Annotated in this window: 23 protein-coding genes; 16 read left to right on the top strand and 7 right to left on the bottom strand. The window is 71.6% G+C overall.

Features of this window, described 5'->3' with window-relative positions:
• The first annotated feature begins 662 nt into the window (after nt 1-662).
• The 3 genes from ACIQFX_RS06295 to ACIQFX_RS06305 all read left to right on the top strand — a co-directional run bounded on the left by ACIQFX_RS06295 (nt 663) and on the right by ACIQFX_RS06305 (nt 3,135).
• Nucleotides 663-1,514, top strand: coding sequence for a C40 family peptidase (locus tag ACIQFX_RS06295; RefSeq protein WP_402459342.1), 852 nt, complete (start codon nt 663-665; stop codon nt 1,512-1,514).
• A gap of 258 nt (nt 1,515-1,772) precedes the next feature.
• Nucleotides 1,773-2,186, top strand: coding sequence for a hypothetical protein (locus ACIQFX_RS06300; protein WP_402459344.1), 414 nt, complete (start codon nt 1,773-1,775; stop codon nt 2,184-2,186).
• Between the two features lie 4 nt (nt 2,187-2,190).
• Nucleotides 2,191-3,135 (top strand): hypothetical protein, encoded by a 945-nt coding sequence (locus tag ACIQFX_RS06305; RefSeq protein WP_402459346.1) that lies wholly within the window; start codon nt 2,191-2,193, stop codon nt 3,133-3,135.
• An 81-nt stretch (nt 3,136-3,216) separates the two neighbouring features.
• On the opposite strand, the gene ACIQFX_RS06310 is transcribed toward ACIQFX_RS06305, so the two are convergent.
• The 4 genes from ACIQFX_RS06310 to mqnC all read right to left on the bottom strand — a co-directional run bounded on the left by ACIQFX_RS06310 (nt 3,217) and on the right by mqnC (nt 7,238).
• Entirely contained in the window at nt 3,217-4,503 is a 1,287-nt protein-coding gene (locus tag ACIQFX_RS06310; protein ID WP_376482075.1) for a geranylgeranyl reductase family protein, read from the bottom strand.
• Nucleotides 4,504-4,661: 158 nt separating this feature from the next.
• The gene (locus tag ACIQFX_RS06315; RefSeq protein WP_402459348.1) at nt 4,662-5,357 is read right to left on the bottom strand and encodes a demethylmenaquinone methyltransferase; all 696 of its coding nucleotides are present in this window, start codon (nt 5,355-5,357) and stop codon (nt 4,662-4,664) included.
• A 74-nt stretch (nt 5,358-5,431) separates the two neighbouring features.
• A complete protein-coding gene (locus ACIQFX_RS06320) occupies nt 5,432-6,031 on the bottom strand; it encodes an imidazolonepropionase-like domain-containing protein (protein ID WP_402459349.1) in 600 nt (199 codons plus the stop codon).
• A gap of 7 nt (nt 6,032-6,038) precedes the next feature.
• Nucleotides 6,039-7,238, bottom strand: a complete 1,200-nt coding sequence (gene mqnC, locus ACIQFX_RS06325) for a cyclic dehypoxanthinyl futalosine synthase (RefSeq protein WP_402459351.1) — start codon at nt 7,236-7,238, stop codon at nt 6,039-6,041.
• A gap of 174 nt (nt 7,239-7,412) precedes the next feature.
• Here mqnC and ACIQFX_RS06330 point away from each other — a divergent pair, with 174 nt between their 5' ends.
• Nucleotides 7,413-8,597: an alpha/beta hydrolase gene (locus tag ACIQFX_RS06330; RefSeq protein WP_402459353.1), complete on the top strand. Its 1,185-nt coding sequence runs from the start codon at nt 7,413-7,415 to the stop codon at nt 8,595-8,597.
• Between the two features lie 47 nt (nt 8,598-8,644).
• Here ACIQFX_RS06330 and ACIQFX_RS06335 read toward each other — a convergent pair whose 3' ends face one another.
• Entirely contained in the window at nt 8,645-9,517 is an 873-nt protein-coding gene (locus ACIQFX_RS06335) for a menaquinone biosynthetic enzyme MqnA/MqnD family protein (RefSeq protein WP_402459355.1), read from the bottom strand.
• A 308-nt stretch (nt 9,518-9,825) separates the two neighbouring features.
• Here ACIQFX_RS06335 and ACIQFX_RS06340 point away from each other — a divergent pair, with 308 nt between their 5' ends.
• The 6 genes from ACIQFX_RS06340 to ACIQFX_RS06365 all read left to right on the top strand — a co-directional run bounded on the left by ACIQFX_RS06340 (nt 9,826) and on the right by ACIQFX_RS06365 (nt 18,588).
• A complete protein-coding gene (locus ACIQFX_RS06340; protein ID WP_015035453.1) occupies nt 9,826-10,029 on the top strand; it encodes a cold-shock protein in 204 nt (67 codons plus the stop codon).
• A gap of 310 nt (nt 10,030-10,339) precedes the next feature.
• Nucleotides 10,340-10,738, top strand: coding sequence for a DUF1992 domain-containing protein (locus ACIQFX_RS06345; RefSeq protein ID WP_402459357.1), 399 nt, complete (start codon nt 10,340-10,342; stop codon nt 10,736-10,738).
• A 95-nt stretch (nt 10,739-10,833) separates the two neighbouring features.
• Nucleotides 10,834-11,343 carry a DUF664 domain-containing protein gene (locus ACIQFX_RS06350; RefSeq protein WP_402459359.1) on the top strand — a complete coding sequence of 170 codons (510 nt, stop codon included), beginning with the start codon at nt 10,834-10,836 and terminating at the stop codon, nt 11,341-11,343.
• A gap of 228 nt (nt 11,344-11,571) precedes the next feature.
• On the top strand, nt 11,572-13,866 hold the full coding sequence (locus tag ACIQFX_RS06355; RefSeq protein ID WP_402459361.1) for an FG-GAP repeat domain-containing protein: 2,295 nt from the start codon (nt 11,572-11,574) through the stop codon (nt 13,864-13,866).
• Between the two features lie 113 nt (nt 13,867-13,979).
• Complete coding sequence (locus ACIQFX_RS06360) at nt 13,980-16,262, top strand: FG-GAP repeat domain-containing protein (protein ID WP_402459363.1); 2,283 nt, start codon at nt 13,980-13,982, stop codon at nt 16,260-16,262.
• 103 nt (nt 16,263-16,365) lie between these two features.
• Nucleotides 16,366-18,588: an FG-GAP repeat domain-containing protein gene (locus ACIQFX_RS06365; protein WP_402459365.1), complete on the top strand. Its 2,223-nt coding sequence runs from the start codon at nt 16,366-16,368 to the stop codon at nt 18,586-18,588.
• Here ACIQFX_RS06365 and ACIQFX_RS06370 read toward each other — a convergent pair.
• On the bottom strand, nt 18,578-18,979 hold the full coding sequence (locus ACIQFX_RS06370) for an ATP-binding protein (protein WP_402459366.1): 402 nt from the start codon (nt 18,977-18,979) through the stop codon (nt 18,578-18,580). The two genes, ACIQFX_RS06365 and ACIQFX_RS06370, sit on opposite strands and share 11 nt — an antisense overlap.
• A gap of 91 nt (nt 18,980-19,070) precedes the next feature.
• Here ACIQFX_RS06370 and ACIQFX_RS06375 point away from each other — a divergent pair, with 91 nt between their 5' ends.
• From ACIQFX_RS06375 to ACIQFX_RS06390, 4 genes are all read left to right on the top strand, one after another.
• Nucleotides 19,071-19,934: a helix-turn-helix domain-containing protein gene (locus ACIQFX_RS06375; RefSeq protein WP_402459368.1), complete on the top strand. Its 864-nt coding sequence runs from the start codon at nt 19,071-19,073 to the stop codon at nt 19,932-19,934.
• Complete coding sequence (locus tag ACIQFX_RS06380) at nt 19,931-20,176, top strand: DUF397 domain-containing protein (protein ID WP_402459369.1); 246 nt, start codon at nt 19,931-19,933, stop codon at nt 20,174-20,176. Before ACIQFX_RS06375 ends, ACIQFX_RS06380 begins: the two co-directional genes overlap by 4 nt.
• On the top strand, nt 20,173-20,799 hold the full coding sequence (locus tag ACIQFX_RS06385) for an HAD family hydrolase (protein ID WP_402459371.1): 627 nt from the start codon (nt 20,173-20,175) through the stop codon (nt 20,797-20,799). Before ACIQFX_RS06380 ends, ACIQFX_RS06385 begins: the two co-directional genes overlap by 4 nt.
• Before the next feature lie 88 nt (nt 20,800-20,887).
• Nucleotides 20,888-21,178: a hypothetical protein gene (locus ACIQFX_RS06390; protein ID WP_402459373.1), complete on the top strand. Its 291-nt coding sequence runs from the start codon at nt 20,888-20,890 to the stop codon at nt 21,176-21,178.
• 56 nt (nt 21,179-21,234) lie between these two features.
• Here the strand turns inward: ACIQFX_RS06390 and ACIQFX_RS06395 are convergent, their stop codons facing one another.
• The gene (locus tag ACIQFX_RS06395) at nt 21,235-21,357 is read right to left on the bottom strand and encodes a hypothetical protein (protein WP_402459375.1); all 123 of its coding nucleotides are present in this window, start codon (nt 21,355-21,357) and stop codon (nt 21,235-21,237) included.
• Between the two features lie 643 nt (nt 21,358-22,000).
• On the opposite strand from ACIQFX_RS06395, the gene ACIQFX_RS06400 reads away from it, so the two are divergent.
• Together ACIQFX_RS06400 and ACIQFX_RS06405 are read left to right on the top strand one after the other, a co-directional pair.
• Nucleotides 22,001-24,265 (top strand): FG-GAP repeat domain-containing protein, encoded by a 2,265-nt coding sequence (locus ACIQFX_RS06400; protein WP_402459377.1) that lies wholly within the window; start codon nt 22,001-22,003, stop codon nt 24,263-24,265.
• A 59-nt stretch (nt 24,266-24,324) separates the two neighbouring features.
• Nucleotides 24,325-26,586 carry an FG-GAP repeat domain-containing protein gene (locus ACIQFX_RS06405; RefSeq protein WP_402459379.1) on the top strand — a complete coding sequence of 754 codons (2,262 nt, stop codon included), beginning with the start codon at nt 24,325-24,327 and terminating at the stop codon, nt 26,584-26,586.
• Nucleotides 26,587-26,679 lie beyond the last annotated feature (93 nt).

The raw sequence follows: 26,679 nt of genomic DNA on the forward strand, positions 1-26,679 counted from the left end.
TCGCTCCTTCCAGTCGTCCTTGACCGTTGGACCGCACCGCCGGCGTGAAAGATCGCCCCCATGTGAGGCAGTTCACAAGCCCGGCTGCCCCGCATCTTATGCCTGCCCCTCTGTGATCTGCGACACGGGGTACGCCAAGGACTTTGTGATCTCCACCACCTGACGAAGGATCATGAAGTCGGATGAGCGGTGATCTTGTCGCGCGAAGCGCCCAGGTGATCACCAGATGTGACATCCGGACCGGAAGTCGCTGCTCGGAGGGGGTGCGCACTATCAAGCGTTGGCCGATGCAAGCAAATTGGTGGTGGACGCATCCGGGTGATAAAGGAACCGGCCATCGCCCGGTCGGGGGGTCCGGCGTACGGAGATGGACGCGTGCACGCGTTCACGAGCGCTCATGAGACGGGAGTGTGACCTGCACCACACCCCGAAGGTCTCGAAAAAGCGGGGCTTGGCCATCCGCGTCAAGAGGTGGTAAGCGTCGGGCAATTCGGACGTTTCAATGAAAACCCTTGATCAAGGGCCGGATGAGCCATGCCCGATTTGCCCGTTACGGCGTCAATAAGGGCGGCAGGGAAGCGGATTGGGTGGTTCCGAACGTAACTGTGGCGCAACCCACGTTTCTTGATGGGAACCACGAACCCCTGATAGCGGTTGTTCCCATGTCCCACACCGCTCACATACCCAGCCACCGGAAGCCCCGCCGCAGCGCCTCGAAGCTCGCCCTGCGGGCAGGAGTTGCCGGTGGCGTCCTCGGCACCATCGCGGTGGCCGGTGCTGCCGGGCCGGCCAATGCCGAGCCGGTGACCGAGACCATCGAGATGCCCACCCTGGGCTCGCTCGACGCCGGCTCCGGCCTCGCGAGCGCCGTCGCCGCCTCCGCCGAGGCGTCGCAGCAGGAGGCCCTCGACCAGAGCCTCCAGTCGCAGGAGGACCAGGCCCTGCAGAAGGCCGCCAAGGACGCCAAGAAGGCGAAGGCCGAGGCGGACCGCAAGGCCGAGGCCGAGCGCGCCGAGAAGGCCCGCGCCAAGGCCGAGCAGGAGCGCAAGGACGCCGCCGCCCGCGCGTCCCGCGACAGCGCGCGCACCCAGCTCACCAGCACGAGCAACGACTCCGGCACCGGCTCGTCGACGAACGACGCCCCGACGCAGGCCCCCTCCGGCGCCGCCGCCGCGATCGTGGCCTTCGCCCGCGCCCAGGTCGGCGACGCCTACGTCACCGGCGGCACCGGCCCCAACTCGTGGGACTGCTCCGGCCTCGTCCAGGCCGCGTACCGCCAGGCCAACATCGACCTGCCCCGCATCTCGTACCAGCAGTCGAGCATGGGCACGTCCGTCTCCCTGAGCAACCTCCAGCCGGGCGACATCCTCTACTGGGGCAGCCGCAGCGGCTCGTACCACGTCGCCATCTACGTCGGCGGCGGCAAGTACGTCGGCGCGCAGAACTCCGCGACCGGTGTCGTCGAGCGCTCGCTGGACTGGGACATGCCCTCGGGCGCCGTCCGCCTCTTCTGATCGCACCCGCGACCGCACGACGAAGGGCCGTCACTCCTCGGGGGAGGGACGGCCCTTCGTCGTGCCCGGGGACCACCGGGAACGCCGGGGGTGCTCGGGGCCACCGGTGGACACCGCCTGGTCTAGCCCAACTGGCATTTAATTCAGGCCAGTTGCAGGGTTGATGGTTTGAGTTCTCTGTCCCAAAGAGCCGTAGACCGAAATCTCTTCATGACGTGTACTTCTCAATCTCGGTCCTCGGCCCTGAAAGGCAACGGCATGCAGAGCACGGTCATCCGGCGCGCCATCGGCACGGCGGTCGCCCTCACCGCCCTCGGCGCCGGCGTCGTGGCCGGCGGCGGAACCGCCGCCGCCGCGACCAAGGACGGCGAGCTGGAGTACCGCGAGTTCGGCCTGTTCTACAACTCCTCCCTGATGGGATCGGTCTTCGACCTGTACCTGGCGGACTCCAACCTCGCCGACGACCGCTTCCCCGGCTACGGCTCCGGCCAGGGAGAGGTCGTGGACAACAACGCCGCCTCGTACTTCAACCGCGACCGCGTCGTCTGGTACGTCTACACCGGGTCGTTCGCCGGCGGCATCGAGGGCAGCCTCCCGGCGAACTACTACGGGAACGCCTCCACGACGTTCAAGAACCAGGTCTCCTCGGCGTACCACTACAAGGCCCGCTGACCCCATGCGCACCCGCACCCCGCGCCCCGCGGCCGCCGCCCTCCTGCTGGGCGCGGCGCTCCTCACCGCCTGCGGCTCCGGCTCCGGCTCCGGCGCCACCGTCCCCGGCGGCCCGCCCGCCCCCGCCGCGCCGTCCGGGGCGACGGACGCCGCACGGCTCACGTACCCGCTGGACGGCTACAAGCCGACGGACGAGGAGAGCCGCGGCATCGAGCGGGCACAGGCACTGCTGACCGCCGACTGCATGAAGCGGTTCGGCTTCGCCTACCGGCCGCCGGAGCAGCCCCGGCCCGCCCGCGCCGGCACCGGATCCCGCTACGGGCTCACCGACGCCGCGAACGCCTCCCGGTACGGCTACGCCCCGCGCGGCGGCGCCGCGCCGCCCGGGAAGGCCCCCGAGGCCGATCTCGGCCCCACGGGCGAACTCGCCCTGAGCGGGCCGCCGGTCAAGGGGCGGCTCCCGATGAGCCTCGCGGAGTCGGAACGCACCGACAGCGGCAGGAAGGTCAACGGGCGGAAGGTACCCGTCGGCGGCTGCGGCCGCGAGGGCTTCCTGCGCATGTACGCGCCCCGGGACGGCGCCGTCGACGCCCTGTTCGTCTTCCGGCTGGAGGCGGAGGCCTTCGCGAAGGCCCGGCAGGACCCGCGGGTCGCCCGGGTCGTCGCCGACTGGTCGCGCTGCATGGCGGAGCAGGGCTACCGGACCGACGACCCGATCAGCCCCCAGGAGGACCTCGGGCTGTCCCAGGACACGACCGGCGGCCCCCGCGCCGTCGCCGCCGCCGTGCGGGACGTGGCCTGCAAAAAGCGCACCGGCCTCGTCGCCGTCTGGTACGCCGCCGAGGTCGGGTTCCAGAAACAGGCCGTCGAGCGGAACGCCGAGACCCTGACCCGGACGAGGTCCGAACTCGACGCCCGGATCAGGCTGGCGGCGTCCCGGAAGGACTGACCGCGGCCGGGGCCGGGGCGCAGGCCCCGGGGGCCCGGGCTCGGACCCCCGGGCCCGGGCTCCCGGACACGTCCCCCGGACTCAGGCCTTCGGCGCGACCTTCGACAGGCCGTTAATGATGCGGTCCATGGCGTCGCCGCCCGTCGGGTCCGTGAGGTTCGCGAGCATCTTGAGCGTGAACTTCATGAGGAGCGGGTGCGTGAGGCCGTGCTGGGTCGCGATCTTCATGATCTTCGGGTTGCCGATGAGCTTCACGAAGGCGCGGCCGAGCGTGTAGTAGCCGCCGTAGGTGTCCTTGAGGACCTGCGGGTAGTTGCGCAGGGCCAGTTCTCGCTGGGCCGGGGTGGCACGGGCGTGCGCCTGGACGATGACGTCGGCGGCGATCTGGCCGGACTCCATGGCGTACGCGATGCCCTCGCCGTTGAACGGGTTGACGAGGCCGCCCGCGTCGCCGACGAGCAGCAGGCCCTTGGTGTAGTGCGGCTGGCGGTTGAAGGCCATCGGCAGCGCGGCGCCGCGGATCGGCGTCGTCATGTTCTCCGGGGTGTAGCCCCACTCCTCCGGCATGGACGCGCACCAGGCCTTGAGGACCTCGCGCCAGTCCAGCTCCTTGAACGCGGAGGAGGAGTTGAGGATGCCGAGGCCGACGTTCGACGTGCCGTCGCCCATCGGGAAGATCCAGCCGTAGCCCGGCAGCAGCCGGTCCTGCGGGCCGCGCCGGTCCCACAGCTCCAGCCACGACTCCAGGTAGTCGTCGTCGTGGCGGGGGCTGGTGAAGTACGTCCGCACGGCGACGCCCATCGGGCGGTCCTCCCGCCGGTGCAGGCCCATCGCCACCGAGAGCCGGGTGGAGTTGCCGTCGGCGGCGACGACGAGCGGCGCGTGGAAGGTGACCTCGCGCTTCTCCTCGCCGAGCTTGGCGTGCACGCCGGTGATCCGGCCCGTGCGGTCGTCGATGATCGGGGCGCCGACGTTGCAGCGCTCGTACAGCCGCGCGCCGGCCTTCTGCGCCTGCCGGGCGAGCTGCTCGTCGAAGTCGTCGCGCTTGCGCACGAGTCCGTAGTCCGGGTACGAGGCGAGGTCCGGCCAGTCGAGTTCGAGGCGGACGCCGCCGCCGATGATCCGCAGGCCCTTGTTGCGCAGCCAGCCGGCCTCTTCGGAGATGTCGATGCCCATCGCGACGAGCTGCTTGGTGGCGCGCGGGGTGAGCCCGTCGCCGCAGACCTTCTCGCGGGGGAAGGCGGTCTTCTCCAGGAGCAGGACGTCGAGTCCCGCCTTGGCCAGGTAGTACGCGGTGGTGGAGCCGGCCGGGCCCGCCCCGACGACGATCACATCTGCGCTGTGCTCGGAGAGGGGCTGCTCGGTCACGGCGGGGTCTCCCGAAGATTCGACGATGAGGACGTACCGCAGTCTATGGCGGGCGGACGCGGCCGAAACGGAGGGTCGGCCGCCCGCCCGCCGACCCGGTGCGCGTCCCGGGGCCCGTCCGCGGACGGGCCCCGCGGCCGTCGGCGGACGGCGCTCCGTCAGGCGGGCTTGAAGCCCCGGTGGAGCGCGACGATCCCGCCGGACAGGTTCCGCCAGGCCACCTTCGACCAGCCGGCCTCCTGGAGCATGGCCGCCAGCGTCGGCTGGTCGGGCCACGAGCGGATCGACTCGGCGAGGTACACGTACGCGTCGGGGTTCGAGGAGATCGCGCGGGCCACCGGCGGCAGCGCGCGCATCAGGTACTCCTCGTAGACCGTGCGGAACGGCGCCCAGGTGGCGTGCGAGAACTCGCTGATGACGACGCGGCCGCCGGGCTTCGTCACGCGGTACATCTCGCGCAGCGCCCGGTCGGTGTCCTGGATGTTGCGCAGCCCGAAGGAGATCGTCACCGCGTCGAAGACGTCGTCGCGGAAGGGCAGCTTCGTGCCGTCGCCCGCCGTGAACGGCATCCACGGGTGGTTCTTCTTGCCGACCCGGAGCATGCCGAGGGAGAAGTCGCACGGCACGACGTACGCGCCGGCGCGGGCGAACGGCTGCGAGGAGGTGGCCGTACCGGCCGCCAGGTCGAGGATCCGCTGCGCCGGGCGCGCGTCGACCGCCTTCGCGACCTCCTTGCGCCAGCGGCGGTCCTGCCCGAGGGAGAGCACGTCGTTCGTGAGGTCGTAGTTCGCCGCCACGTCGTCGAACATGGTGGCGACTTCGTGCGGCTGCTTGTCCAGGGTGGCGCGGGTCACGGGCGTTCGGCCTCGCAGAATCGGGAGTGACGGGCGGGCGGGTTCATTGTCGCAGCGGGGGTGCCGGAAACCGCTCAGCGGGCCCGGTGGACGAGCCGGCCGCCGAGGACGGTGGCGACGCACGTCGACGCGCCGAGGCGGACCAGCGCCGCCCGGTCGGGCACGTCGAAGACGGCGAAGCGGGCCGGGGCGCCCGGGATCAGGCCGGGCAGCAGGATCAGCGGCACCGGCGAGAACGACGGGAGGCCCGGGACCTTCTCCGGGCGCCGGCCGACGGCCAGACCGGCCCGGCGCACGGCGTCGACGGCGGCCCGGTCGCGCAGTTCGCCGGCGACGGCGACCGTCCCGTGGGCGAGCAGCCGCTGCACGCCCCGGCGCGCGGACGCGCCGCGCCGCGAGGCGTCCCTGCGGAAGATGCGCTGGGCCCGCTCCCCCGTGATCGGCTCGGTGCCGAACCCCTCGGCCTCCCGCGGGTCCGGGTGGTACATGCCTTCGAGGAGTTCGGGCGCGAACGGGTTGAGCAGCCCCGGGGTGAGGATGCCGGGCCACCGCCGCACCCGCGCCTCGGGCCGCACGGCGACCAGGTCGTCGAAGGGGCCGACGGCGGCGACGCGGTCGCCGTCGACCAGGACCGCGGTCTCGGGCGTCGCCTCGGCGACGTGGATGGTCAGCACGACGGCCTCAGTTCGCGTCCAGGAGCTTCAGCTCGGGGTGGGCCGTGCCGCCCTCGATCGCGATGGACGAGATGTGCGAGGCGACGCGCTCGTCGACCGGGTCGTTCGCCGGGTCGTCGTGGACGACGATGTGCTCGTACGTCGTGGTGCGCTGCGCCGGGACGCGGTCCGCGGTGCGGATCATGTCGATCATCTCGCGCAGGTTGGAGCGGTGCTTGGCGCCCGCCGAGGAGACCACGTTCTCCTCCAGCATGATCGAGCCGAGGTCGTCCGCGCCGTAGTGCAGCGTCAGCTGACCGATCTCCTTGCCCGTGGTGAGCCACGAGCCCTGGATGTGGGCGACGTTGTCGAGGAACAGGCGCGCGATCGAGATCATCCGCAGGTACTCGAAGAGCGTGGCCTGCGTACGGCCCTTGAGGTGGTTGTTCTCCGGCTGGTACGTGTACGGGATGAAGGCCCGGAAGCCGCCCGTCCGGTCCTGCACGTCACGGATCATCCGCAGGTGCTCGATCCGCTCGGCGTTGGTCTCGCCGGTGCCCATCAGCATGGTGGAGGTGGACTCGACGCCCAGCTCGTGGGCGATCTCCATGATCTCCAGCCAGCGCTCGCCGCTCTCCTTCAGCGGGGCGATGGCCTTGCGCGGCCGCTCCGGGAGCAGCTCCGCGCCGGCGCCGGCGAAGGAGTCGAGACCGGCCGCGTGGATGCGGGTGATCGCCTCCTCCACGGAGACGCCGGAGATGCGGGCCATGTGCTCGACCTCGGAGGCGCCGAGGGAGTGGATGACCAGCTGCGGGAAGTCCTTCTTGATGGCGGCGAAGTGCTTCTCGTAGTACTCGACGCCGTAGTCCGGGTGGTGGCCGCCCTGGAACATGATCTGGGTGCCGCCGAGCTCCACGGTCTCCGCGCAGCGGCGCAGGATGTCGTCGAGGTCGCGGGTCCAGCCCTTCTTGGTGTCCTTCGGCGCGGCGTAGAAGGCGCAGAACTTGCACGCCGTCACACAGACGTTCGTGTAGTTGATGTTCCGCTCGATGATGTACGTCGCGATGTGCTCGGTCCCCGCGTAGCGGCGCCGGCGCACGGCGTCGGCGGCGGCGCCCAGCGCGTGCAGCGGCGCGGAGCGGTAGAGGTCGAGCGCCTCCTCGGGGGTGATCCGGCCACCCGCGGCGGCGCGGTCGAGAACGGACTGGAGTTCGGCCTTCTCGGTCACCGGGTGTGTCCCTTTCGGAGGGGTTCTGATCGACCGAACCAGCCTACGCCAGCGCTCTTCGCCGCTTCAGCAGGGTGCCGTGCGAGGTTCCGCACCGGGGCAACCCCCCGGGCGCCGGCCCCCTCTCTTCCTTCGGAATCACCCGATCCGCCCCGAAGGAACCGGAGTCGCACCATGGCACGCCCGTCGTCCCGGAGGTCCCGCTGTCGCGAGCCCGGCGCGCCCGGACCGCACGACGTGCCCGGACCGCCCGACGCGCCCGGCGGACCGCCCGGATCGCACGACGCGCCCGGACCGCACGACGCGCCCGGCGGGCGGCCCGGCGCGTCGCGGGCCTTCCGCTCCCTCGCGGTCGCCCTCGCGCTCGCCGCGCCGCTGGCCCTGCTCGGGGCGCGGGACGGCGGCGGGGGCGTGCCGCTCGTCTTCGGCGGTCCGCTCTCGGGCCCGAGGGCGGCGCCGGGGCAGCCGGTCACCGTGTACCCGACGGGCCCCCTGGCGCGGTTCACCGTCGCCGGGTCGGTGGACGACGGCACGCGCATCGGGGTCACGACGCTCACGGGCCGGAAGTCCGGATTCACGGGCAAGGTGTGGGTGTGGGCGCCGCCGCAGTATTTCGACCCCCGGTACGCGCACAGCGGCTTCCCCGTCCTCGTGGCGCTCCCGGGCGGGCACGGATATCCGGGGAATTACTGGCGCGGGACGGACCTCGGGCTCCAGGCGGGCATCTCGCGGTGGTCCCGGGCGGGAAAGAGCCTTCCGTTCATCGTCGCGATGCCCGTCCTCAATCCGGACTTCGACCACTACTACGACGGCAGCGATATTCCGGGCCGGCCGAGAATGGGGACGTGGATCGCGGAGGACGTACCGGATTTCGTCCGCGCGAATTTCCGGACGTTCGCGTCGCGCGACGGCTGGGCGTTCATGGGGTCGTCGTCGGGCGGTTTCGTGGGCCTCAAGTCGGTGCTCAAGCACCCGGACCGCTTCAAGGCCGTCATCGCGTCGGGGCCCGACACCGTGCCGGACTCGCCGCTGTGGCGGGGGCACGAGCGCGAGCGCCGGGCGAACGACCCCGGGCGCCTCGCGGCGGCCCTGGGCCGCCGCCCGGACCTCCCCCGCAACGTCGTGTACCTGGCCTTCCAGCTCGGCTCCGGGGAGACCGGCCTCGGGCCGAAGGTGAGGCGGTTCATCCGTACGTACACCAAGGGCCCGGTGAAGAGCCGGCTCCAGGTGATACCGGGCGGCGGGCACAACGCCCGTACCTACATGCGGGGTCTCGAGGCCGGCTCGATCGAGTGGATCAGCAGGCACCTCCAGCCCCCGGTGCCGGACGGCGGCGCGGTGGGGCGGGGCACCGCGTAGACGGGCCCCGGCCCGGGCGCGGCGTGGACGGCCCCCGCGGCCCGCCCCTAGTGGTGGGCGGGCGACAGCAGTTCGACGGTGACGTCCGCGGGGTAGCCGGTGGTGGCGCCGGTCCTGCGGGCGAACTCGCGGACCCCGGCGAACTGCTCGGGGCCGAAGCGGAAGTCGAGCGTGCGGAAGTACCGCTCCAGGAGTTCGGCGTCGAAGGTCTCCCAGCGGGCGGCCTGCTCGGCGACCTTGGCGACCTCTTCGAGGGAGAGGTCGCGGGAGGCCAGGAAGGCCCGGTGCACGTCGTGGACGGTCTCCGGCTCGCGCGCGAGGAAGTCCTTGCGGGCCGCCCACACGGCGAAGACGAACGGCAGGCCCGTCCAGTCCTTCCACATCTGCCCGAGGTCGTGGACCTGGAGGCCGAGCCGGGGCGCGTCGTGGAGCGAGGCCCGGAGGGCCGCGTCGCCGATCAGGACGGCCGCCTCCGCCTCCTGCATCATCAGGCCGAGGTCCGGCGGGCAGGTGTAGTAGGCGGGCTCGACCCCGTACCGCTCGGAGAGCAGCAGCTGGGCGAGGCGGACGGAGGTGCGCGAGGTGGAGCCGAGCGCCACGCGCGCGCCGTCCAGCTCTTCGAGGGGGCGCTGGGACACGATCACGCAGGACATGACCGGGCCGTCGCAGCCGACGGCGATGTCCGGGAGGGCGACGAGGTCCTCCGCGTTCCTGAGGTACTCGACGAGGGTGATGGGCCCGATGTCGAGGTCGCCCCGGACCAGCCGCTCGCTGAGCTTCTCCGGCGTGTCCTTCGTCAGCTCCAGGTCGAGGAGCGTGCCGGTGCGCGCGAGCCCCCAGTACAGGGGGAGGCAGTTCAGGAACTGGATGTGTCCGACGCGGGGCCGGCTGCGCTGGTGGTCGTCGGTTGCATTGTCCACATCGTGAGGCTAGACCCGTCTCGTACCGTGGGCATCGCCGGGGCTCCGGAGGGGTACTCCCGGAGGCGTCCGCGGGGGCGCTCCCGGAGGCTCGTGCGTCAGCACGCGGAAGAAGATCAAACATGTGGGTGAAGTGATCTTTCCCTCTACCGCCCCGAGCGTCCTGCGTGCTACGCTCGACGCAAGTTGCAGTTTGGTTTCCCTTGCAGTACAGAGCCTGCGGAGCATGTGACCCGCAGGCTTTTGTAGTTTTCAGACTTGTTTGCAGGTTCTGGAGCAGGGCGACCCTTTGGCCCATAGGAGGGCTCATGGCTACCGGAACCGTGAAGTGGTTCAACGCTGAAAAGGGCTTCGGCTTCATCGCCCAGGACGGCGGCGGCCCGGATGTCTTCGTCCACTACTCCGCGATCAACGCGAACGGCTTCCGTTCGCTCGAGGAGAACCAGCTCGTGACCTTCGACGTCACGCAGGGCCCGAAGGGCCCGCAGGCGGAGAACGTCTCCCCGGCCTAAGGTGCCTGGGTCGGCGAACACGCACGACTAGAGCAGTACCCAAGGAGCCCCGCTCCGTGTCTCACGGCACGAGCGGGGCTCCTGCCTTTCCGGTCCGGTCAGCAGTTCGGGATCACGCTGGGAAGCAGTACGCCTTCCAGCCGCCACCGCGGTCGACCACGGCCGCGTTCCCCGCCCCGGTGGGGGGTGTGGGGCGAGGCGGGACAAGGGTCGACGCGCGTTGAACGCACCACGGCGTGCCGGAAGATCGCGGGTCGCAGCGGCCCGCGAAACCCACACTCGTACCACCTCGGTTACGTAGGCTGGACACATGACCGAACGGAAACCGCCCGGCGTCGACTTCGAGTCGTTCGTGGACCGGCAGATCCGCGAGGCCGCCGCGCGCGGCGAGTTCAGGAACCTGGCCGGCTTCGGCAAGCCCCTCCCCGACGACTCCGCCCCCTACGACGAGCTGTGGTGGATCAAGGGCAAGATGCACCGCGAGGGCGCCTCCGTCCTCCCGCCCTCCCTCACCCTCCGCAAGGAGGCCGAGGACGCGGAGGCCGCCGTCGCCTCCGCCGTCTCCGAACGCCAGGTCCGCCGCATCCTCGGCGACATCAACACCAAGATCTCCGAAGCACTGCGCCGCCCGCCGGCCGGCCCGCCCCTGAACCTGACACTCTTCGACGTCGACGCGGCGGTCGAGCGGTGGCGGCGGGAACGGGCTTAGGGCTCCATGGAAGGGCCGGGTCCACGGAGGGAACCGGCCCGGCGGGGCCGCCACCGAGGCCCCCGCCCGGACGGCCTCCCCCCAGAGGAGCCCCCATGAACAGCGCCGCCCTGCTGGTCGACTCCTTCGGCCGGATCCGCGAGGCCGTCCACGAGGCCGTGGACGGCCTCACGGACGAGCAGCTCACCGCCCGCGTCGACCCCGACGCCAACACGATCGCCTGGCTCGTCTGGCACCTCACCCGCATCCAGGACGACCACCTCTCCGACGCCTTCGCCACCGACCAGCTCTGGACCTCCGACGGCTGGTCCACCCGCTTCGACCTGCCCTTTCCCCCTCTCGCCACCGGCTACGGCCACACCACCGCCCAGGTCGGCCAGGTCCGCGTCCCCGCCGCCCTCCTCCTCGGCTACCACGACGCCGTCCACGCCCGCACCGCCGCCCTGGTCGCCACCGTCACCGACGCCGACCTCGACCGCGTCGTCGACACCTCCTGGGACCCCCCGGTCACCCTCGGCGTCCGCCTCGTCTCCGTCGTCGCCGACGACCTCCAGCACGCCGGGCAGGCCGCGTACGTGCGGGGAGTGGTGGAGCGGCGGGGCTGACCCGGCGTGCCGGGGCCGACCCCGCGCCCCCGACACGCCCGGCGTGCCGCAGCGTTTCGTGGCAGCCGACAAGCCGCGTAATCCCGTGACGCGTGTCAGCGGTGGCTGATAACCTCCGGTCGATCTTCATGCGAGGCGATGTTCCGGCGGGGGGTACCACCGGCCGCCTCCATGCATCACGGCCGCGCGTCCACGACGCCGCGGCCGCCCCTGGGGAGGGACCGCTCGATGGACCGCTCGACGAACCGCTCACGCCTGTCCGGACGCCGTCTCGGCGCCGCCGTCCTCGTCACGCTCTCGGTCACGGCCGGCCTGCCGGCCGCCGTACCGGCCGTGGCGGCCACGGCGGCGGAGACCGCGCCGGCGAGCACGGTGGAGGCCGCGCCGGCGAACACGGCGGCGACCGTGCCGTACGGGCCGGGTGACAGCCTCTGGAGCCTGGGCTCGACGGGCTTCCTGACCTGGGACGCCGCCGATCCGAACATCGCCCGCTGGACCCGCTTCGAAGACGGCGCGGTGACGACGTTCCCGACCGGGTCACTCCTGTTCGGTTCGCGGGACTCGGACATCGTCGTGTCCATCTGGCGCCAGAGCAGCTACACGCTCCTGGACATGGCGGCCGGGGGCGCGTCGCTCCTCTCGGTCGGTTCGAGCCAGGTGGGCGCCGGCGCGCAGTACGTCGGGGCCGTCCGCTCGACCCTCCTCCTGTCCGGCGTGAACGCCGACGGGGTCAGGGAACTCCACCTCTACGAGCCCGGCGACGCCGCACCGGTGAAGCGGACGGCGACCGGGCTGCCGAAGGACGTCACGGGGCTGCAGACGCACAGCGCCGCGGGCGACGACGTCCTGCTCTCCTACACGACCGGCTCGGGCGGGACCGCCCGCGCCCACTGGGCGATCCTGAACCTGAGGACGGCGGCCGTCACCCCGCTGCGCGACCCCTCCGGCGAGAGCTCCCCGTCCTCCCTCTCCGCCACCCACGTCGCCTGGACCGAGTACGGCGCGAACGACGTCGCGACCGTGGTCGTCATGGAGCGGGCCACCGGCAGGACCGTCCAGCGCACCACGATGCCCGAGCCGGGGAAGCTCGTCGTCAACCTGGTCGGCAACTGGGTCACGTACTCGCGGCCCGGCGGTCTGGGGGACTTCCCCGCCAGCCCGCTGCACGCCCTGACGGCCCGCCGGCTGACCGACGGCACGACCCGCAAGCTCCTCGACCACACGGTGTCGGCCATCGAAGGCCCCGGCGACACGTTCGGCGTGCGCGGCGGCACCGCCTCGGGCGGGGAGGGCCTGTACCGGATCGCCCCCGGGGCCGACGGGACCCCGGTCGCCACCCGGCTCGCCGCGACGGGCGAGCCGACCGGTGTCGCGCTGCTCGGCCACAACGTCCCGAGCACGGTGGACCTCGACCGCAACGGCGGCCGCCTCGACATGGCGTGGCGGCTGAGCCGGAACAACGTGTCCATGTCGGTCACGATCCGCAACACGCGCACCGGGGAGTCCCGCACGGACAGCGTCCTGCCCTCCACGCTCGGCGAGGACTACCCCCAGCCGATGCGCTTCACCTGGCACGGCGAACTCGGCTGGAACAACACGCCCGACATCTGGACCGGCTCGCCCAGCGGCCCGTACACGTGGCAGATCACCGCCGAGCCGCTCAACGGCATCGGCCCGACCCTCAAGGCCTCCGGTGCGTTCACCGTCACCCGGAAGCCCGGGCTGCACGACTACGACGCCGACGGCTCGCCCGACGTCCTCGCGCGGGACACCGCCGGTCGGCTGCTGATCGGCGAATCCTTCTACCCGCCGGACTTCAACCAGCTCGGCCAGGCACCGATGCGGCAGGTCGGCACCGGCTGGCAGATCTACGACCGGATCGAGGCCGCCGGGAACCTCGGCGGCTCGGCGGTCGCCGACGTCGTGACCCGGGACAGGTCCGGTGGCCTGTGGCTCTACCCCGGCACCGGCAACGCCAAGACCCCGCTCGCCTCCCGGGTGCGGATCGGCACCGGCTGGCAGGTCTACGCCCAGTTCACCGGCGGCAGCGACCTCACCGGCGACGGCCGGCCGGACCTGGTCGCCACCGACAAGACCGGCGGCCTGTGGCTCTACCCCGGCACCGGCAACGCCAACACCCCCTTCTCCGCCCGCAAGAAGATCGGCACCGGCTGGGGCACGTACAACCAGATCACCGCCACCGGCAACCTCGCCGGAGCCTCCGCCGGCGACCTCGTCGCCCGCGACAGGAACGGCGACCTCTGGATGTACCTCGGCCTCGGCAACGGCACCTTCGCGCCCCGCACGAAGATCGGCACCGGCTGGAACGGGTACGGGCAGCTGCTCGGCATCGGCGACGCGAACCGCGACGGCCGCCCCGACCTGTACGCCTCCGAAGCCGGCGGCCGCGACAGCGCCGTCCTCTACAAGGGAACCGGCTCCTGGAAGGCCCCGTTCGCGAGGCCGGAAATCGTCGGCGTGCTCTCCAGCTGGCCCGACCGCACCTTCGACCTCTTCGCGTGAGCCTTCGGCTGCAACTGCGCAGCCCTCTCCGTACAACCACCCCTCCTGATCAAGAGTCTGACACCTCGGTACGCACAGGTGTGCGTACCGCGCCGCCCGCTGAAGGGAACGCCTTGCCCTCCGCACTCCCCTCCCGCCGCCTCGCCGTCGCCGTGACCGCCGTCCTCGCGGTCACCGCCGGCGTCCCGGCAGCCGCCCCGGCCGCCTTCGCCGCCACCTCGTCCCCCGCCGTGGTCACCACCGGTGCGACGGAGGCCGCCACCCCGGTCCCGTTCCCGGTCGACGCGAAGATCTCGGGCGCCGGGACCACCGGTTTCCTGTCTCAGGGCCCCAACGACCAGTACGGCAACGCGCAGCTCCGCTGGACGCCGTACGACGGCTCGGAGGCGACCGACTTCACGTCGGCGAACGCCGGGTGGGACACGACGGGGACGGACATCTTCGTGCGCGGGGACATGTCCCCGGCACGGCAGTTCCGTTCGGTGACGCTGAGGGACCTCGGGAACCCGGCCGCCGAGTCCGTCTCGTTCGACCTGGGCTCGCTGTGGGCCACGTACGTCAAGGCGGTCGGGCCGAGGACGGTCCTCGCCAAGCGGCCGACGGAGCTCGGCACTGAGCGGCTGCTGATCGTCACCGACGAGAACGGGACCAAGCACCAGCGCACCGTCACCGGGCTGCCCGGCACCGCGCACAGCTTCTTCACCAACGCGCCCGCCGTCGACGGCAAGGTGATCGTCGGGTACTCCGCCGGCACCTTCGAGGAGCCGACGGCCGCACGGGCCGTCATCGACCTGGAGACCGGCGCGGCCGTGGAGACGTACCCCGCCACGACGGCCGGCTACCTCAGCAGTGGTCTCGCCCTGTCGGCCAGCCATGTCGCCTGGATGGACTCCGGCCCGGACGGGACCGCCGTCGTCACGGTCAACCGCGCGACGAAGAAGGTCAGCCGGATCGCCGCGAACGCCGCCGACGGGTACCACCTCGGCCTGGTGAAGAACTGGCTGGTGTACGGCGTGCCCAGCAGGCTCACCGAGCCCGGGAAGTTCCCCGACACGCAGCTGATGGCCCTCAACCTGGCGGCCACGGAAGCCACCGATCCGGTTCCCGTCAACGACCCCGTCCTGCTGACGGACTACGCCTCCTCCACGGCGGCCGCGGCCGACGGCACCCTCCTGGTGCGCGGCGGCACGGTCGACAAGGGCGAGGGCCTCTACCGGGTCGCGATGGGCACGGGCGGCGAGCCCGCCGCCGAGCTCGTCGCCACGACGAACCAGCCGACCGCGCTCACCTACCTCGGCGCGCAGGTCCCGGCCACCGTCGACCTCGACCTCACGCGCCAGGTCGACCTGAAGTGGCAGCTGTCCCGGCCCAACGCCGACGTCACGATCACCCTCACCCACCAGCGCAGCGGCCGGACGTACACCCGCAAGCTGATCGTCGATCCCGGCACCGAGGGAACCTTCGGCATGCGCTGGGCGGGCGTCTTCGACGCACCGGTGGGGGAGGCCGCGAAGTCCGCCCACAACGGCGACTACACCTGGTCCCTCCACGCGAAGCCGCAGAACGGCATCGGCCCCGACGTCTCCCGGTCCGGCGCCTTCAAGGTCGTCCGCACCGCCAAGTCCCACGACTTCGACGACAACGGCTCTCCCGACCTCTTCACCCGGGACGGCTCCGGCATCCTGCGCCGCGTCGACACCGCCTACGACCCCGGCACCAAGCGCCTGCTCGCGGCGGGTCAGCCGGTCGTCGTCGGCACCGGCTGGCAGATCTACGACCGCATCGAGTCCGTCGGGAACGTGGCGGGCACGTCCGCCCCCGACGTCCTCGCCCGGGAGAAGAACGGCAACCTCTGGCTCTACCAGGGCAAGGGCGACGGCGGCTTCGCCCCGCGGGCGAAGATCGGCACCGGCTGGCAGGTCTACAGCCACATCGTCGGCGGCTCCGACCTCACCAACGACGGCAAGTCGGACATCCTCGCCACCGACACCACCGGCGGCCTCTGGCTCTACCCCGGCACCGGCAACGTCAACACCCCCCTCGGCGCCCGCAAGAAGATCGGCACCGGCTGGGGCATCTACAACCACATCGGCGCCACCGGCAACATCGGCGGCACGGCAGCCGGCGACCTCATCGCCACGGACACCACCGGCGCCCTCTGGCTGTACCCCGGCAAGGGCGACGGCACCTTCGCCCCCCGCGCGAAGATCGGCACCGGCTGGCAGTCGCAGGGCGAACTGGTCCCCCTCGGCGACGCCACCCAGGACGGGCGCAACGACCTCTTCACGTTCCGCTCCGGCTTCTACGCCGGTACGGGGAACCTGAACACCCCCCTGGCACCGAACACCGGCACCGACGTCCTGAACAACACCGGCGTCAACACGATCGTCTTCTGACCCAAGGGTCTCTCGACGTCCGGGGGCGCCTCGTCATCGACGGCGCCCCCTCCCTCCACCACTCCTCCCAACGCTTCCAGCGCTTCCCGGCAAGGAACACCCCTTGAACCACACGCGTACGTCCCGCCGACGCCTCGCCGCCACCGTCGCGGTGGTGCTCTTCGTCACGGCCGGGACCCTGGCGGCACCGGCGGTGGCGGCGGTGCCGGGCAGCGGCCCGGTCGCTGCCGGCACGGCGGCGGACGGGGTGCCCGCGCACTTCCCCGTGGGGGGCACGCTGTTCAGCGCCGGACCCACCGGCTTCGCCACCGCCGAATCCGGTCCGACACAGGTGACGTACCGCTGGACGCGCTACTCGGACGGTGCCACGACCGTGTTCCCCGCCCGCATCGGCGTGGGCGCCGGGACCGACGTGGTCAAGACCGTGGAGGGGACCACCCACAAGCTGTACGACATGTCGACCGGCGCCGACCCCGTCTCCATCGACGTCGGCGGCCCGCTCGCGTCCTACCGGATCCGCGCCACCTCACGCACCACCCTCGCCATGACGGCACCCAACGCCACCGGCGGCGCCGACCTCCACCTCGTGGACAACCCCGCCGGCACCGTCCGGGACCGCACGGTCCCCGGCTTCCCGGCGGACGCCGTACTCGACTCCGTCGTCCTGTCCGCCCCGGACACCCTGGTCGTCCAGTACTCGGGAACCGTCGACGGCTCACCGCACCGCCGCGTCGCGCTGGTGGACGTCGCCTCCGGAACGATCACCCGGGACCGCGAATCGCCCGCCCCCGGAGCCCTGACCAACCTCACCGTGTCGGACACGCGCCTCGCCTGGGTGGAGGCGTCCGCGCCCGACTGGATGGGGAACAGGAACCTGTCGGTCGCCGTCGCGGGGTGGGACGACGCCCCGGACACCGAGCCCGAGCACCTTCCGGTGGGGCGCGGGGCGAAGCTCGTCATCGACCTGGTGGGCGACTGGGTGACGTACGCGGTGCCGAACGGCATCGACTACGCCGTACCTAATCCCCTCTACTCCCTGACCGCCCGCTCCCTGAAGACCGGCGAGACGTTCCCGCTCCTGGACCACGTCGTCAGCTCCACGATCGGACCGGACGACACCCAGGTCGTACGCGGAGGCTCGCTCACCGAGAACGAGGGCCTCTACCGCGTCGCCGTCAGCGCGAGCGGCAAGCCGGAGACGACACTCCTCGCGACCACCGGCGAGCCGACCGCCACCGGCATCGTGGGCACCGACATCCCCACTGTCGTCGACCTGAGCAAGAGCGGCGGGACCGCCGCCCTCCGGTGGTCCCTCAACCGGTGGTCCCCCGAGTCGGGCATCACGTTGACCCATGTGGCGTCAGGAAGGACGTGGTCCAGCGAGTACCGCGTCGGCACCGCCGACCGCTGGGTGGACTGGAACGGCACCTTCACGAACGGCGTCGCCGCCTTCAACGGTGAATACGCCTGGCGCATCACGGCCACCCCCGGCAACGGCATCGGACCGGCAGCCGAACAGACTGGCCGCTTCACGCTGACGAACCCGCCTGCACCGCACGACTTCTCCGACAGCGGCACGCCCGACCTCCTCTTCCGCGACCACACGGGACGGCTGAAGTCCTACGACGTCCGCCAACTCCTCACCAACACCGTCTACTCACGAGAGATCTCACAGCTCGGCACCGGCTGGCAGATCTACAACCGGCTCGTGGCGCCCGGCGACCTCGGCGGTACACCGCATGCCGACGTGATCGCCCGCGATTACAGCGGACTCCTCTGGCTCTACCCGGGCACCGGCCACTCCCTCGGCGCCCGCGTGAAGATCGGCACCGGCTGGCAGGTCTACGACAAGATCGTCGGCGGCAGCGACCTGACCGGCGACGGCCGACCCGACGTGCTCGCCACGGACACGGCCGGCGGGCTGTGGCTGTACCCCGCCACCGGCAACTACAACGCGCCCCTCGGCGCGCGCAAGCAGATCGGCACCGGCTGGGGCGTCTACAACCAGATCACCGCCACCGGGAACATCGCCGGAGCCCCCGCCGGCGACCTCGTCGCCCGCGACAAGGACGGCGCCCTCTGGCAGTACCTCGGCAAGGGCGACGGCACCTTCGCGCCCCGCACGAAGATCGGCACCGGCTGGAACACGTACCGCGACGTCATCGGCATCGGCGACACCAACCGCGACGGCCTCAACGACCTGCTCGCCGTCGACCACGCCGACGTCGTACGCCGGTACCCGGGCACCGGCGACTGGCGCCGGCCGCTCGGCCCCGCCCGCGAGCTCGACGAAAGACTGGGCGACGCTTCGGACGTCAGGTTCTGACGACCGCCCACACCGTCTTCCCGACACACCGGCCCTTCACGCCCCACGCCGTCGCGAGGGCGGCCACGAGCAGCAGCCCGTAGCCGCCCTCGTCGGGTTCCGGGCGCGGCTGCGGCCGCCGCGCGCCCCGCGCGTCGGACAGCTCGATGTGCACGTGGTCGTCCGCCCGCTCCATCCGCACCTCGAAGTCCCGCCCCGGCACCCTGCCGTGCTGGACCGCGTTGTTGGCCAGCTCGGCCACGACCAGGGCGGCGGAGTCGGCGGCGCTTCCCCTGACGCCCCAGTCCTGGAGCTGCTGCACTGCCAGTAACCGCGCCAATCGCGCGCCCCGGCGCGTCGCCGAGAGCCGGAGCGTGAACTCGCCGGTTGGGGTGGAGGTTTCGGATTTCATGCCCCCGAGCCTGGGGCCCCCGCCGTACCCTGACCAGCAGCGACGCGACGACGCTGGGTAACTGTACGGGTGCGCCACGAGGGCGGTACGGATGTCGGGGAACGTGGAGGAGCGGCCGGAACGGCCCTCCGAGGTGGACGGGACGGCGCACCTCTTCCGTGCGCTCGGAAAGATGATCAAAGTGCTGCGGCGGAACGCGGGGCTGAGCCAGGCGGAGCTGGCCGCCGTCACGCATTGCAGCGAGGACTTGATCTCGTCGATCGAGAGGGGCGTACGGGTTCCACAGCCGGACTTTCTGATCCTGGTCGACCCGGTGCTGAACGCGGGTGGGGTGCTCGCTGCGGCGGCGGATGACGCGCGGGAGGCGCTGGCGCGGGCGCGGACCCGACATCCGGACTGGTTCCAGGACTTCGCGGACGCGGAGGCGAAGGCGGTGGCGCTGCACTACTACGAGGTGCAGGCAGTGCCGGGAATCCTTCAGACGGAGGCGTACGCCCGGTATCTCTTCGAGAACCGCCGCCCCATGCTGGACGAGGCGACCGTCGAGAAGCGGGTTGCGGACCGCATTTCCCGCCAGATGATCCTCGACAAGTGGCCGTCGCCGACGATCAGCTTCGTCTTGGAGGCCGCCGTCCTGCTCCGGCCGTTCGGTGGACCCGACGTCCACCGCGAGCAGCTGCGCCGCATCTTGTCGGTAGCCCGGCGCCGCACGATCGAGCTTCAGATCATGCCTCAGGACCAGGCGGAACATCCTTACCTGGGCGGCGCTTTCACCCTGCTGACACCGCCGGGGCGGCGGGAGGTCGCGTACACGGAGATCTACGGACACGCTCGGCTGATCACCGCGCCAGAACAGGCGCGCACCTACGCCGAGCGCTATGGGATCATCCGCGCGCGGGCACTCTCGCCTCACGAGTCCCTGGCCTGGATCGAGAAACTGCTGGGAGAACGATGAACACCACGGAACTGGCCTGGTTCAAGAGCAGTTACAGCGACGCCGAGGGCGGCAACTGCATCGAAGTCGCCTACGACTGGCAGAAGTCCAGCTACAGCAGCGCTGAAGGCGGCGAGTGCGTCGAGATCGCCGCTCACCCCACCCTCATCCACATCCGCGACTCCAAGAACCCCCACGGCCCCCAGCTCGCCGTATCCCCCTCCTCCTGGGCCGCGTTCGTGGACGTAGCATCCGGGGCGTGATCTCCAAGAACTTCGTTCTCTTCGACGTCGACGGCACGCTGGTGGACGCCGTCGAGAACCAGCGGCGCATGTGGCACGAGTGGGCCGCGCGGTACGGGCTCGACGGGGACGAGGTGTACGCGGTCGCGTTGCGGACGCGGCCGGTGGAGACGTTCGCGGCGGTGGTGCCGGACGCGGACCCCGGGGAGTGCCTGGCCCTGCTGCACGAGCTGGAGGACGAGGACGTCCGTACGGGGACGTACGGGGCCTTCGAGGGGGCAGCCGAGCTGCTCGGCGGGCTGCCGGAGGGCCGGTGGGCGTTGGTGACGTCGAACTACGAGCACCGGGTGCGGGGGCGGTTCGGGAGGACCGGGCTGCCGCTGCCGGGGCTGATCGTGGATGCGGCGTCGGTGACGGAGGGGAAGCCGTCGCCGGTGCCGTATCTGATGGCGGCGGAGAAGCTGGGCGCGGATCCGGCGGAGTGTCTGGTGATCGAGGACGCGCCGTCGGGGGTGCGGTCGGGGCTGGCCGCCGGGATGACGGTGTGGTCCGTGAACGGGACCGCCGACGTGGGCGCCCACCGGCACTTCACGTCCCTGGCCGAGGCGGCACCGCACATCCTGGAGCGGGCCGGCGCCGTCTAGGTCTCCCGGGCGGGAGTGCCCGGTGGGGGTGGGACGCGAACAACCCCGCTCAACTCCGCGTACCGGGAACGAACGCGTGGGAGGCGGCATGCAGTACGTGGTGGCGGGGGCGCTCCTCGCGTTGTCCCTGGCGGTGGCGATCAGCGGGGTGGTCGAGCTGGTCACCGGGTGGATTCATCCCTGGGAGCGAGCACGGGTTCTGCGGCCCGTGCCTCACGGGATAGGTCAGGTGCTGGTGGGGAGCGGCCTCTGCTGTCTCCTCGGCGTTCTCGCCTTCGCGCCGTCGGGAAGCGTCCTCGCCACGCTCGTGGCGGTGGGCGGCGGGCTCTTCCTCGCCGGAACCGTCCTCGTCGGCGTGTCGCGGTTTCCGGATCGCTGAGGTCGGCCCCGGCCCGTGGGTGTGCGGCGCTCGGCCGTTCCGAGGTGGGCAGGTCGTCAGCAAGTGCCGTGCCGGATCGTCAGCTTGAGGCGGGCGAAGTCCGCGTCACGGCCGCCGTCGACCAGTTCGGCGAGGGCGATGAGGCCTGTCGGGGCGATGAGGCAGAAGCGGTCGCCCACCTTGCTCCAGACGCTGGAGCGGCTCGTGAAGCGGGTGACCGTGCTGCACGTCTCGTAGCTGCTGGGTTCCTTGCGGTCCAGGACGACGAACTGTGCCGTGTCGGTCTTCAGTCAGCTGGAGTACCAGTAGATCTCCCCTGGTCGTCGCGGCTGACGGGGCACAGCTGGTCGAGGGCGAAGCCGTAGTCCTCGGTGAGGTCCACGGTCTGGGTCCTGTAGACGTCGGCCGGGTTCGCCGTGGGCGGTGGGGTGGTGCTGGGAGTCGGGGTCGCCGTCGTGGTGGGGGGTGCGCTCGGCGTCGTCGTCCCGACGGCGGGGGTGGTCGTGGTGACCGTCGGCGCCGTCTTCGGGCGGCCGTGGGCGAGTGCACGAAGACCGGCAGGCCGAGGAAACCGAGCAGGAGGCCGGCCACGCCGGTGGCGGCGAGATCCAGGCGGGGGCGTCGGAGAAGCGTCTGCGCCACACACGCCCGACCGATGCCCGGCCTCGCCTTGCCCCACCCACCGGCCCGACGGCCGCCGAACCGAGCCACGCCGCCCCCGCGCGGACCCGTAGTTGATCTCCGTACAACCCCTGGCTGTCCTCGCATGTCTGTTTGGGTGTGGCGCGCCTCGCGCCCTCACGAACTCGCAGGGAGCCAGCGTTGTCCCACGTATCGAGCGTCACTTCACGGTCCCGGCGGCTGACGGCGGCCGTCGCCGTCAGCCTGGCCGTGACCGCGGGCACGCTGGCGTCGGCCCCTGTCGCCGTCGCCGCGAGCCCGGCCGCCGTGTGGGCATCCGCCGCCACCGCCACTTCCACGGCCTCCGCCGACGAGGTGATCGCCTTCCCGAAGACGTCACAGATCGTCAGCTCGGGCGAGACCGGCTTCCTGAGCAAGAGCGACGTCGGTGAGTACCGGTGGACCCGCTACGTCGACGGAACCTCGACGGTCCTCGCGAGTGCGGGAGGACCGGCCCTGGGGGCCGCCTCCGACGTCGTGGTCACGCAGACCGGCGACCACGTCGTGCAGATCCGGGACATGGCGACCGGGGCGGCGCCCGTCGAGGTGCCCCTCGCGGGGCTCGGCGGCGGGGTGAACATCGCGATCGGCGCGGTCGGATCGACCGTCCTCACGTCCGCCCACACCGTCACGGGCACCGAGGTGCTGCACGTCCTCTCCCATGACGCGGACGGCACCCTCCTGAACCGCGTGGTCACCGGGATACCCGCTGACGCCACGCGCATCACCATGCGGTCGGCCATCCCCGGCACCGCGCTCGTCTCGTACGTGTCCGAGACCAGGACCTGGTACGCCGTGGTCGACCTGGCCACGTACGCGGTGGTCGAGACGTACGAGAACCCGAGCCCGGCACGGACGTCCCCGTCCCCCGCGCTCTCCGCCACCCATGTGGCGTGGGTCGAGCAGACGCCGCCCCGGTACGGGTACCCGCAGCCGGTCGTGGTCGTCGCCGACCGGAGGCGGCCGGGCGTCACGCAGCGGTTCTCCGCCGGGATCGCCTCCGAGGTCAGGGTCGGTCTGACCGGCTCCTGGGTGGTGTTCGAGTTCGGGGAGGACGTCGCCCCCGGCGCCGACCGCCATCCGCTCGTCGCCAGGTCGCTGGTCGGCGCCCCGGGCAAGGAGCTCCTGGAGCACGCCACCAGCCTCACCGGCGCGCCCGACGGCACGCTGCTCGTCCGGGGCGGTTCGCTCGTGGAGGGCGAGGCCGAGGGGCTGTACCGCGTCACGGCGGGCGAGGGCGAGGTGGGCCGGCAGCTGGTGGCCCGCAGCGGCGAGGTCACCCAGCTCTCGGTGACGGGGTACGACGTCCCGGAGGTGGTCGACCTCGACAAGAACCGCCCCGCGGTGTTCACGTTCGACGTGGACAAGCCCAACGTGGCGGTGCACATGATCATCTCGCCTCCCGGGCAGATCGACCACTACTCCTACATGTGGCAGGGCAACGGCTCCTCCAGCACGCCCGGATCCCTTCGCGTCCGATGGGACGGCAGCTACGACTACGGCACCGGCGACTACAGGTCCAGCGGGACCGCGTCGAACGGGCTGTACGAGTGGAAGGCGGAGCTCTGGCCGACCGACGGCGTGGGGAAGGTGGTGGAGCTGAGGGGCACGTTCACCGTCACCCGCGCTCCCCGCCCGCACGACTGGACGGCGAACGCCGTCCCCGACCTGCTCAGCATCAACGCGGCGGGCGAGCTCATCCACAACGAGGACGTCACCGGCTGGGACTCCCGCTGGGGCACCGGCTGGAGCATCTACGACCGCGTCTCGGTCCCCGGCGACCTCGGCGGCACCACCGCGCCCGACGTCGTCGCCCGGGACAGGAGCGGCTACCTCTGGCTCTACCAGGGCGTCGGTACGTCCGGGAACTGGCTCTCGGCCCGCACCCGGATCGGCACCGGCTGGCAGATCTACGACAAGCTCGTCGGCGGCAGCGACGTGAACGCCGACGGCAAGGCGGATCTCCTCGCCACCGACAAGTCGGGCGTCCTGTGGCTGTACCCCGGCACCGGGAACGTCAACACCCCCTTCGGCGCCCGCAAGAAGGTCGGCACCGGCTGGGGCGTCCACAACCAGATCACCGCCACCGGGAACATCGCCGGAGCCCCCGCCGGCGACCTCGTCGCCCGCGACAAGGACGGCGTCCTCTGGCAGTACCTCGGCAAGGGCGACGGGACCTTCGCGCCCCGCACCAGGATCGGCGGCGGCTGGAACGCGTACAGCCGGATCGTCGCCATCGGCGACCTCGACAACGACGGCCACAACGACCTGATGGCCTACGTCCGCACCCCGTCCGACCCGAACAAGAACGTCTACGTCTACAAGGGCACGGGCAGCTGGAGCGCGCCCTTCGGCCCCCGGATCGCCAAGTCGGCGGCCGCGCGGGACGCGCTCCTCGTGTTCTAGCGCCCCCGCTCCCCCGCCACGACGCATTCCCTCGTCCCACTCACGGAAGGAACCGAGCCTTGCCGCTCACAGATCGCCGCACCACGTCCCGGTCGAGACTCCTCACCGCCGCCATCGCGGCGTCCCTGGCCGTCACCGCCGGAACCCTCGTCGCGGCCCCCGTGGCCGTCGCCGGGACCCCGGCCGTGGTGGCGGTGACCGGCGCCGAGGCCTCGGTCGCCTTCCCGCTCGCGTCCGAGGTCGTGAGCGCGGGTGAGACCGGCTTCCTGAGCAAGAGCGACGCCGGTGAGTACCGCTGGACGCGTCTCGCCGACGGCACGACGAGCGACCTGGGCCAGGAGGAGGTGCTCGGCGCCGCGTCCGACGTGGTCGTGACGCGGCCCGGGATCAACACGGTCCGGCTCCGGGACATGGCGACGGGTGCCGCGCCGGTGGACATCGCGATCAACACGCTGGGCGGAGGCGTCCACACGCCGATCGGCGCGGTCGGTGGCACCGTCCTGACGAGCGTGGCCCCCGCCGACGGCGGGACCCTGCTGCACCTCGTGACCCACGAGGCCGACGGCAGCACCGGGAACCACGCCGTGACGGGGCTGCCGGCGGACGCGAGTGCGCTGACCTTCGCGGCCGGGATCCCCGGGACCGCGCTCGTCGGCTACAAGTCCGCGGGGAAGAGCCACTTCGCAGTGGTGGACCTGGCGACGCGGGCGGTGACGGAGACGTACGCCAACCAGGGTCCGGTCGGCTACGGGCAGTCGGCCGCACTGTCCGCCACGCACGTGGCGTGGGTGCACCACAAGCCGCGTTCGGACGGCTACTTCGACGACCAGCTGATCGTCGTGGAGCGGCAGTCCGGTGCGTCGCGGACGCTGAACACCGGCGGCGCGATGAAGGTGGGCCTCGTCGACGGGTGGGTGGTCTACGGGGAGGACGTGACCGATCCGTTCGAGGCGCGGCAGCGTCCGAGGGCGGTCCCGCTGAACGGGACGTCCGGGTGGACGCCGTGGATCGACCACGTGACCAGTGTGACCGCCGCCCCGGACGGTTCGCTGCTCGTGCGCGGCGGGTCGGCGGTCGACGGTGAGGGCGAGGGGCTGTACCGGGTGCGGGGCGGCGCCTCGGTCACGCGGGAGCTGGTCGCGGGGACCGGGGAGAAGACCGGTGTCTCCGTGACGAGCGGCCCTGACATCCCGGCGGTCCTCGACCTCGACAAGAACCAGGGCGTCGTCCCGTTCACGATCGGCGTGAGCCGTCGCAACGTGCGGGTGACCGTCATGATCTCGAAGGCGGCGACGCCCCTGGTCACGGAGTGGACGAGCGAGCTCCGCCCCACGGAGGGCCCGACCGGCCCCGGGGAGATGACCCTCACGTGGCAGGGGAACCGCTCGGTCTGGGAGGGTGGAATCACCCCGTGGGGCGACGTCCCCAACGGCGACTACGTCTGGCAGATCAGCGTCCTCCCCCTCGACGGGGTCGGCAAGGGCGTGGGGCTGAACGGCACGATGAAGGTCGTCCGGGCACCGAAGTCGCACGACTTCTCCGACAACGGTTCGCCGGACCTGTTCGCGGTCGACTCCACCACCGGGGACGTGTCGGTCTTCGAAGGCTCCTACCTGCCGCTCCAGCAGGGCTTCAACTGGTTCAAGGGCGCCACGCTCTCCGGCTGGGGAGGCGCCTACGACCGGTTCGTGACGCCCGGTGACTTCGGCGGGATGAGCAGGGCACCCGAGCTGATCACCCGTGACAAGAGCGGCGGCCTGTGGATGCACCCGGGTACGGGGAGCCTCGCGTTCGCTCCCCCGGTGAAGATCGGGACCGGCTGGCAGATCTACGACAAGATCGTCGGCGGCAGCGACCTGACCGGCGACGGCCGACCCGACGTGCTCGCCACGGACACGGCCGGCGGGCTGTGGCTGTACCCCGCCACCGGCAACTACAACGCGCCCCTCGGCGCGCGCAAGCAGATCGGCACCGGCTGGGGCGTCTACAACCAGATCACCGCCACCGGGAACATCGCCGGAGCCCCCGCCGGCGACCTCGTCGCCCGCGACAAGGACGGCGCCCTCTGGCAGTACCTCGGCAAGGGCGACGGCACCTTCGCGCCCCGCACGAAGATCGGCACCGGCTGGAACACGTACGCCCGGATCGTCGGCACCGGGGACATCGACCGCGACGGCCGCAACGACCTCGTGGCGTTCGACAAGTCCGACCCGACGGCGCGCATGTACTGGTACGGGGGGACGGGCGACTGGCAGGCGCCGTTCAAGCCGCGCGCGGAGAACTACTTCCAGAACTCGATGACCGACCGGGACTGGTTCTAGGAAGTTCCGGACAACCCCGCCAACTCGCTTCTTTTGAGGTGTAGTTGATGTCGAGCCCCCTTCATCTGATTGATGTTCAGATCGGAAGGGGGC

This window comes from Streptomyces sp. NPDC093089 (assembly GCF_044754405.1).
GTDB lineage: Bacteria > Actinomycetota > Actinomycetes > Streptomycetales > Streptomycetaceae > Streptomyces.

What these genes read in the sequence shown, in the direction of transcription:
- ACIQFX_RS06295 (WP_402459342.1), top strand. Translation starts at nt 663, where the DNA reads ATGTCCCACACCGCTCACATACCCAGCCACCGGAAGCCCCGCCGCAGC.
- ACIQFX_RS06300 (WP_402459344.1), top strand. Translation starts at nt 1,773, where the DNA reads ATGCAGAGCACGGTCATCCGGCGCGCCATCGGCACGGCGGTCGCCCTC.
- ACIQFX_RS06305 (WP_402459346.1), top strand. Translation starts at nt 2,191, where the DNA reads ATGCGCACCCGCACCCCGCGCCCCGCGGCCGCCGCCCTCCTGCTGGGC.
- ACIQFX_RS06330 (WP_402459353.1), top strand. Translation starts at nt 7,413, where the DNA reads ATGGCACGCCCGTCGTCCCGGAGGTCCCGCTGTCGCGAGCCCGGCGCG.
- ACIQFX_RS06340 (WP_015035453.1), top strand. Translation starts at nt 9,826, where the DNA reads ATGGCTACCGGAACCGTGAAGTGGTTCAACGCTGAAAAGGGCTTCGGC.
- ACIQFX_RS06345 (WP_402459357.1), top strand. Translation starts at nt 10,340, where the DNA reads ATGACCGAACGGAAACCGCCCGGCGTCGACTTCGAGTCGTTCGTGGAC.
- ACIQFX_RS06350 (WP_402459359.1), top strand. Translation starts at nt 10,834, where the DNA reads ATGAACAGCGCCGCCCTGCTGGTCGACTCCTTCGGCCGGATCCGCGAG.
- ACIQFX_RS06355 (WP_402459361.1), top strand. Translation starts at nt 11,572, where the DNA reads ATGGACCGCTCGACGAACCGCTCACGCCTGTCCGGACGCCGTCTCGGC.
- ACIQFX_RS06370 (WP_402459366.1), bottom strand. Translation starts at nt 18,979, where the DNA reads ATGAAATCCGAAACCTCCACCCCAACCGGCGAGTTCACGCTCCGGCTC.
- ACIQFX_RS06375 (WP_402459368.1), top strand. Translation starts at nt 19,071, where the DNA reads ATGTCGGGGAACGTGGAGGAGCGGCCGGAACGGCCCTCCGAGGTGGAC.
- ACIQFX_RS06380 (WP_402459369.1), top strand. Translation starts at nt 19,931, where the DNA reads ATGAACACCACGGAACTGGCCTGGTTCAAGAGCAGTTACAGCGACGCC.
- ACIQFX_RS06390 (WP_402459373.1), top strand. Translation starts at nt 20,888, where the DNA reads ATGCAGTACGTGGTGGCGGGGGCGCTCCTCGCGTTGTCCCTGGCGGTG.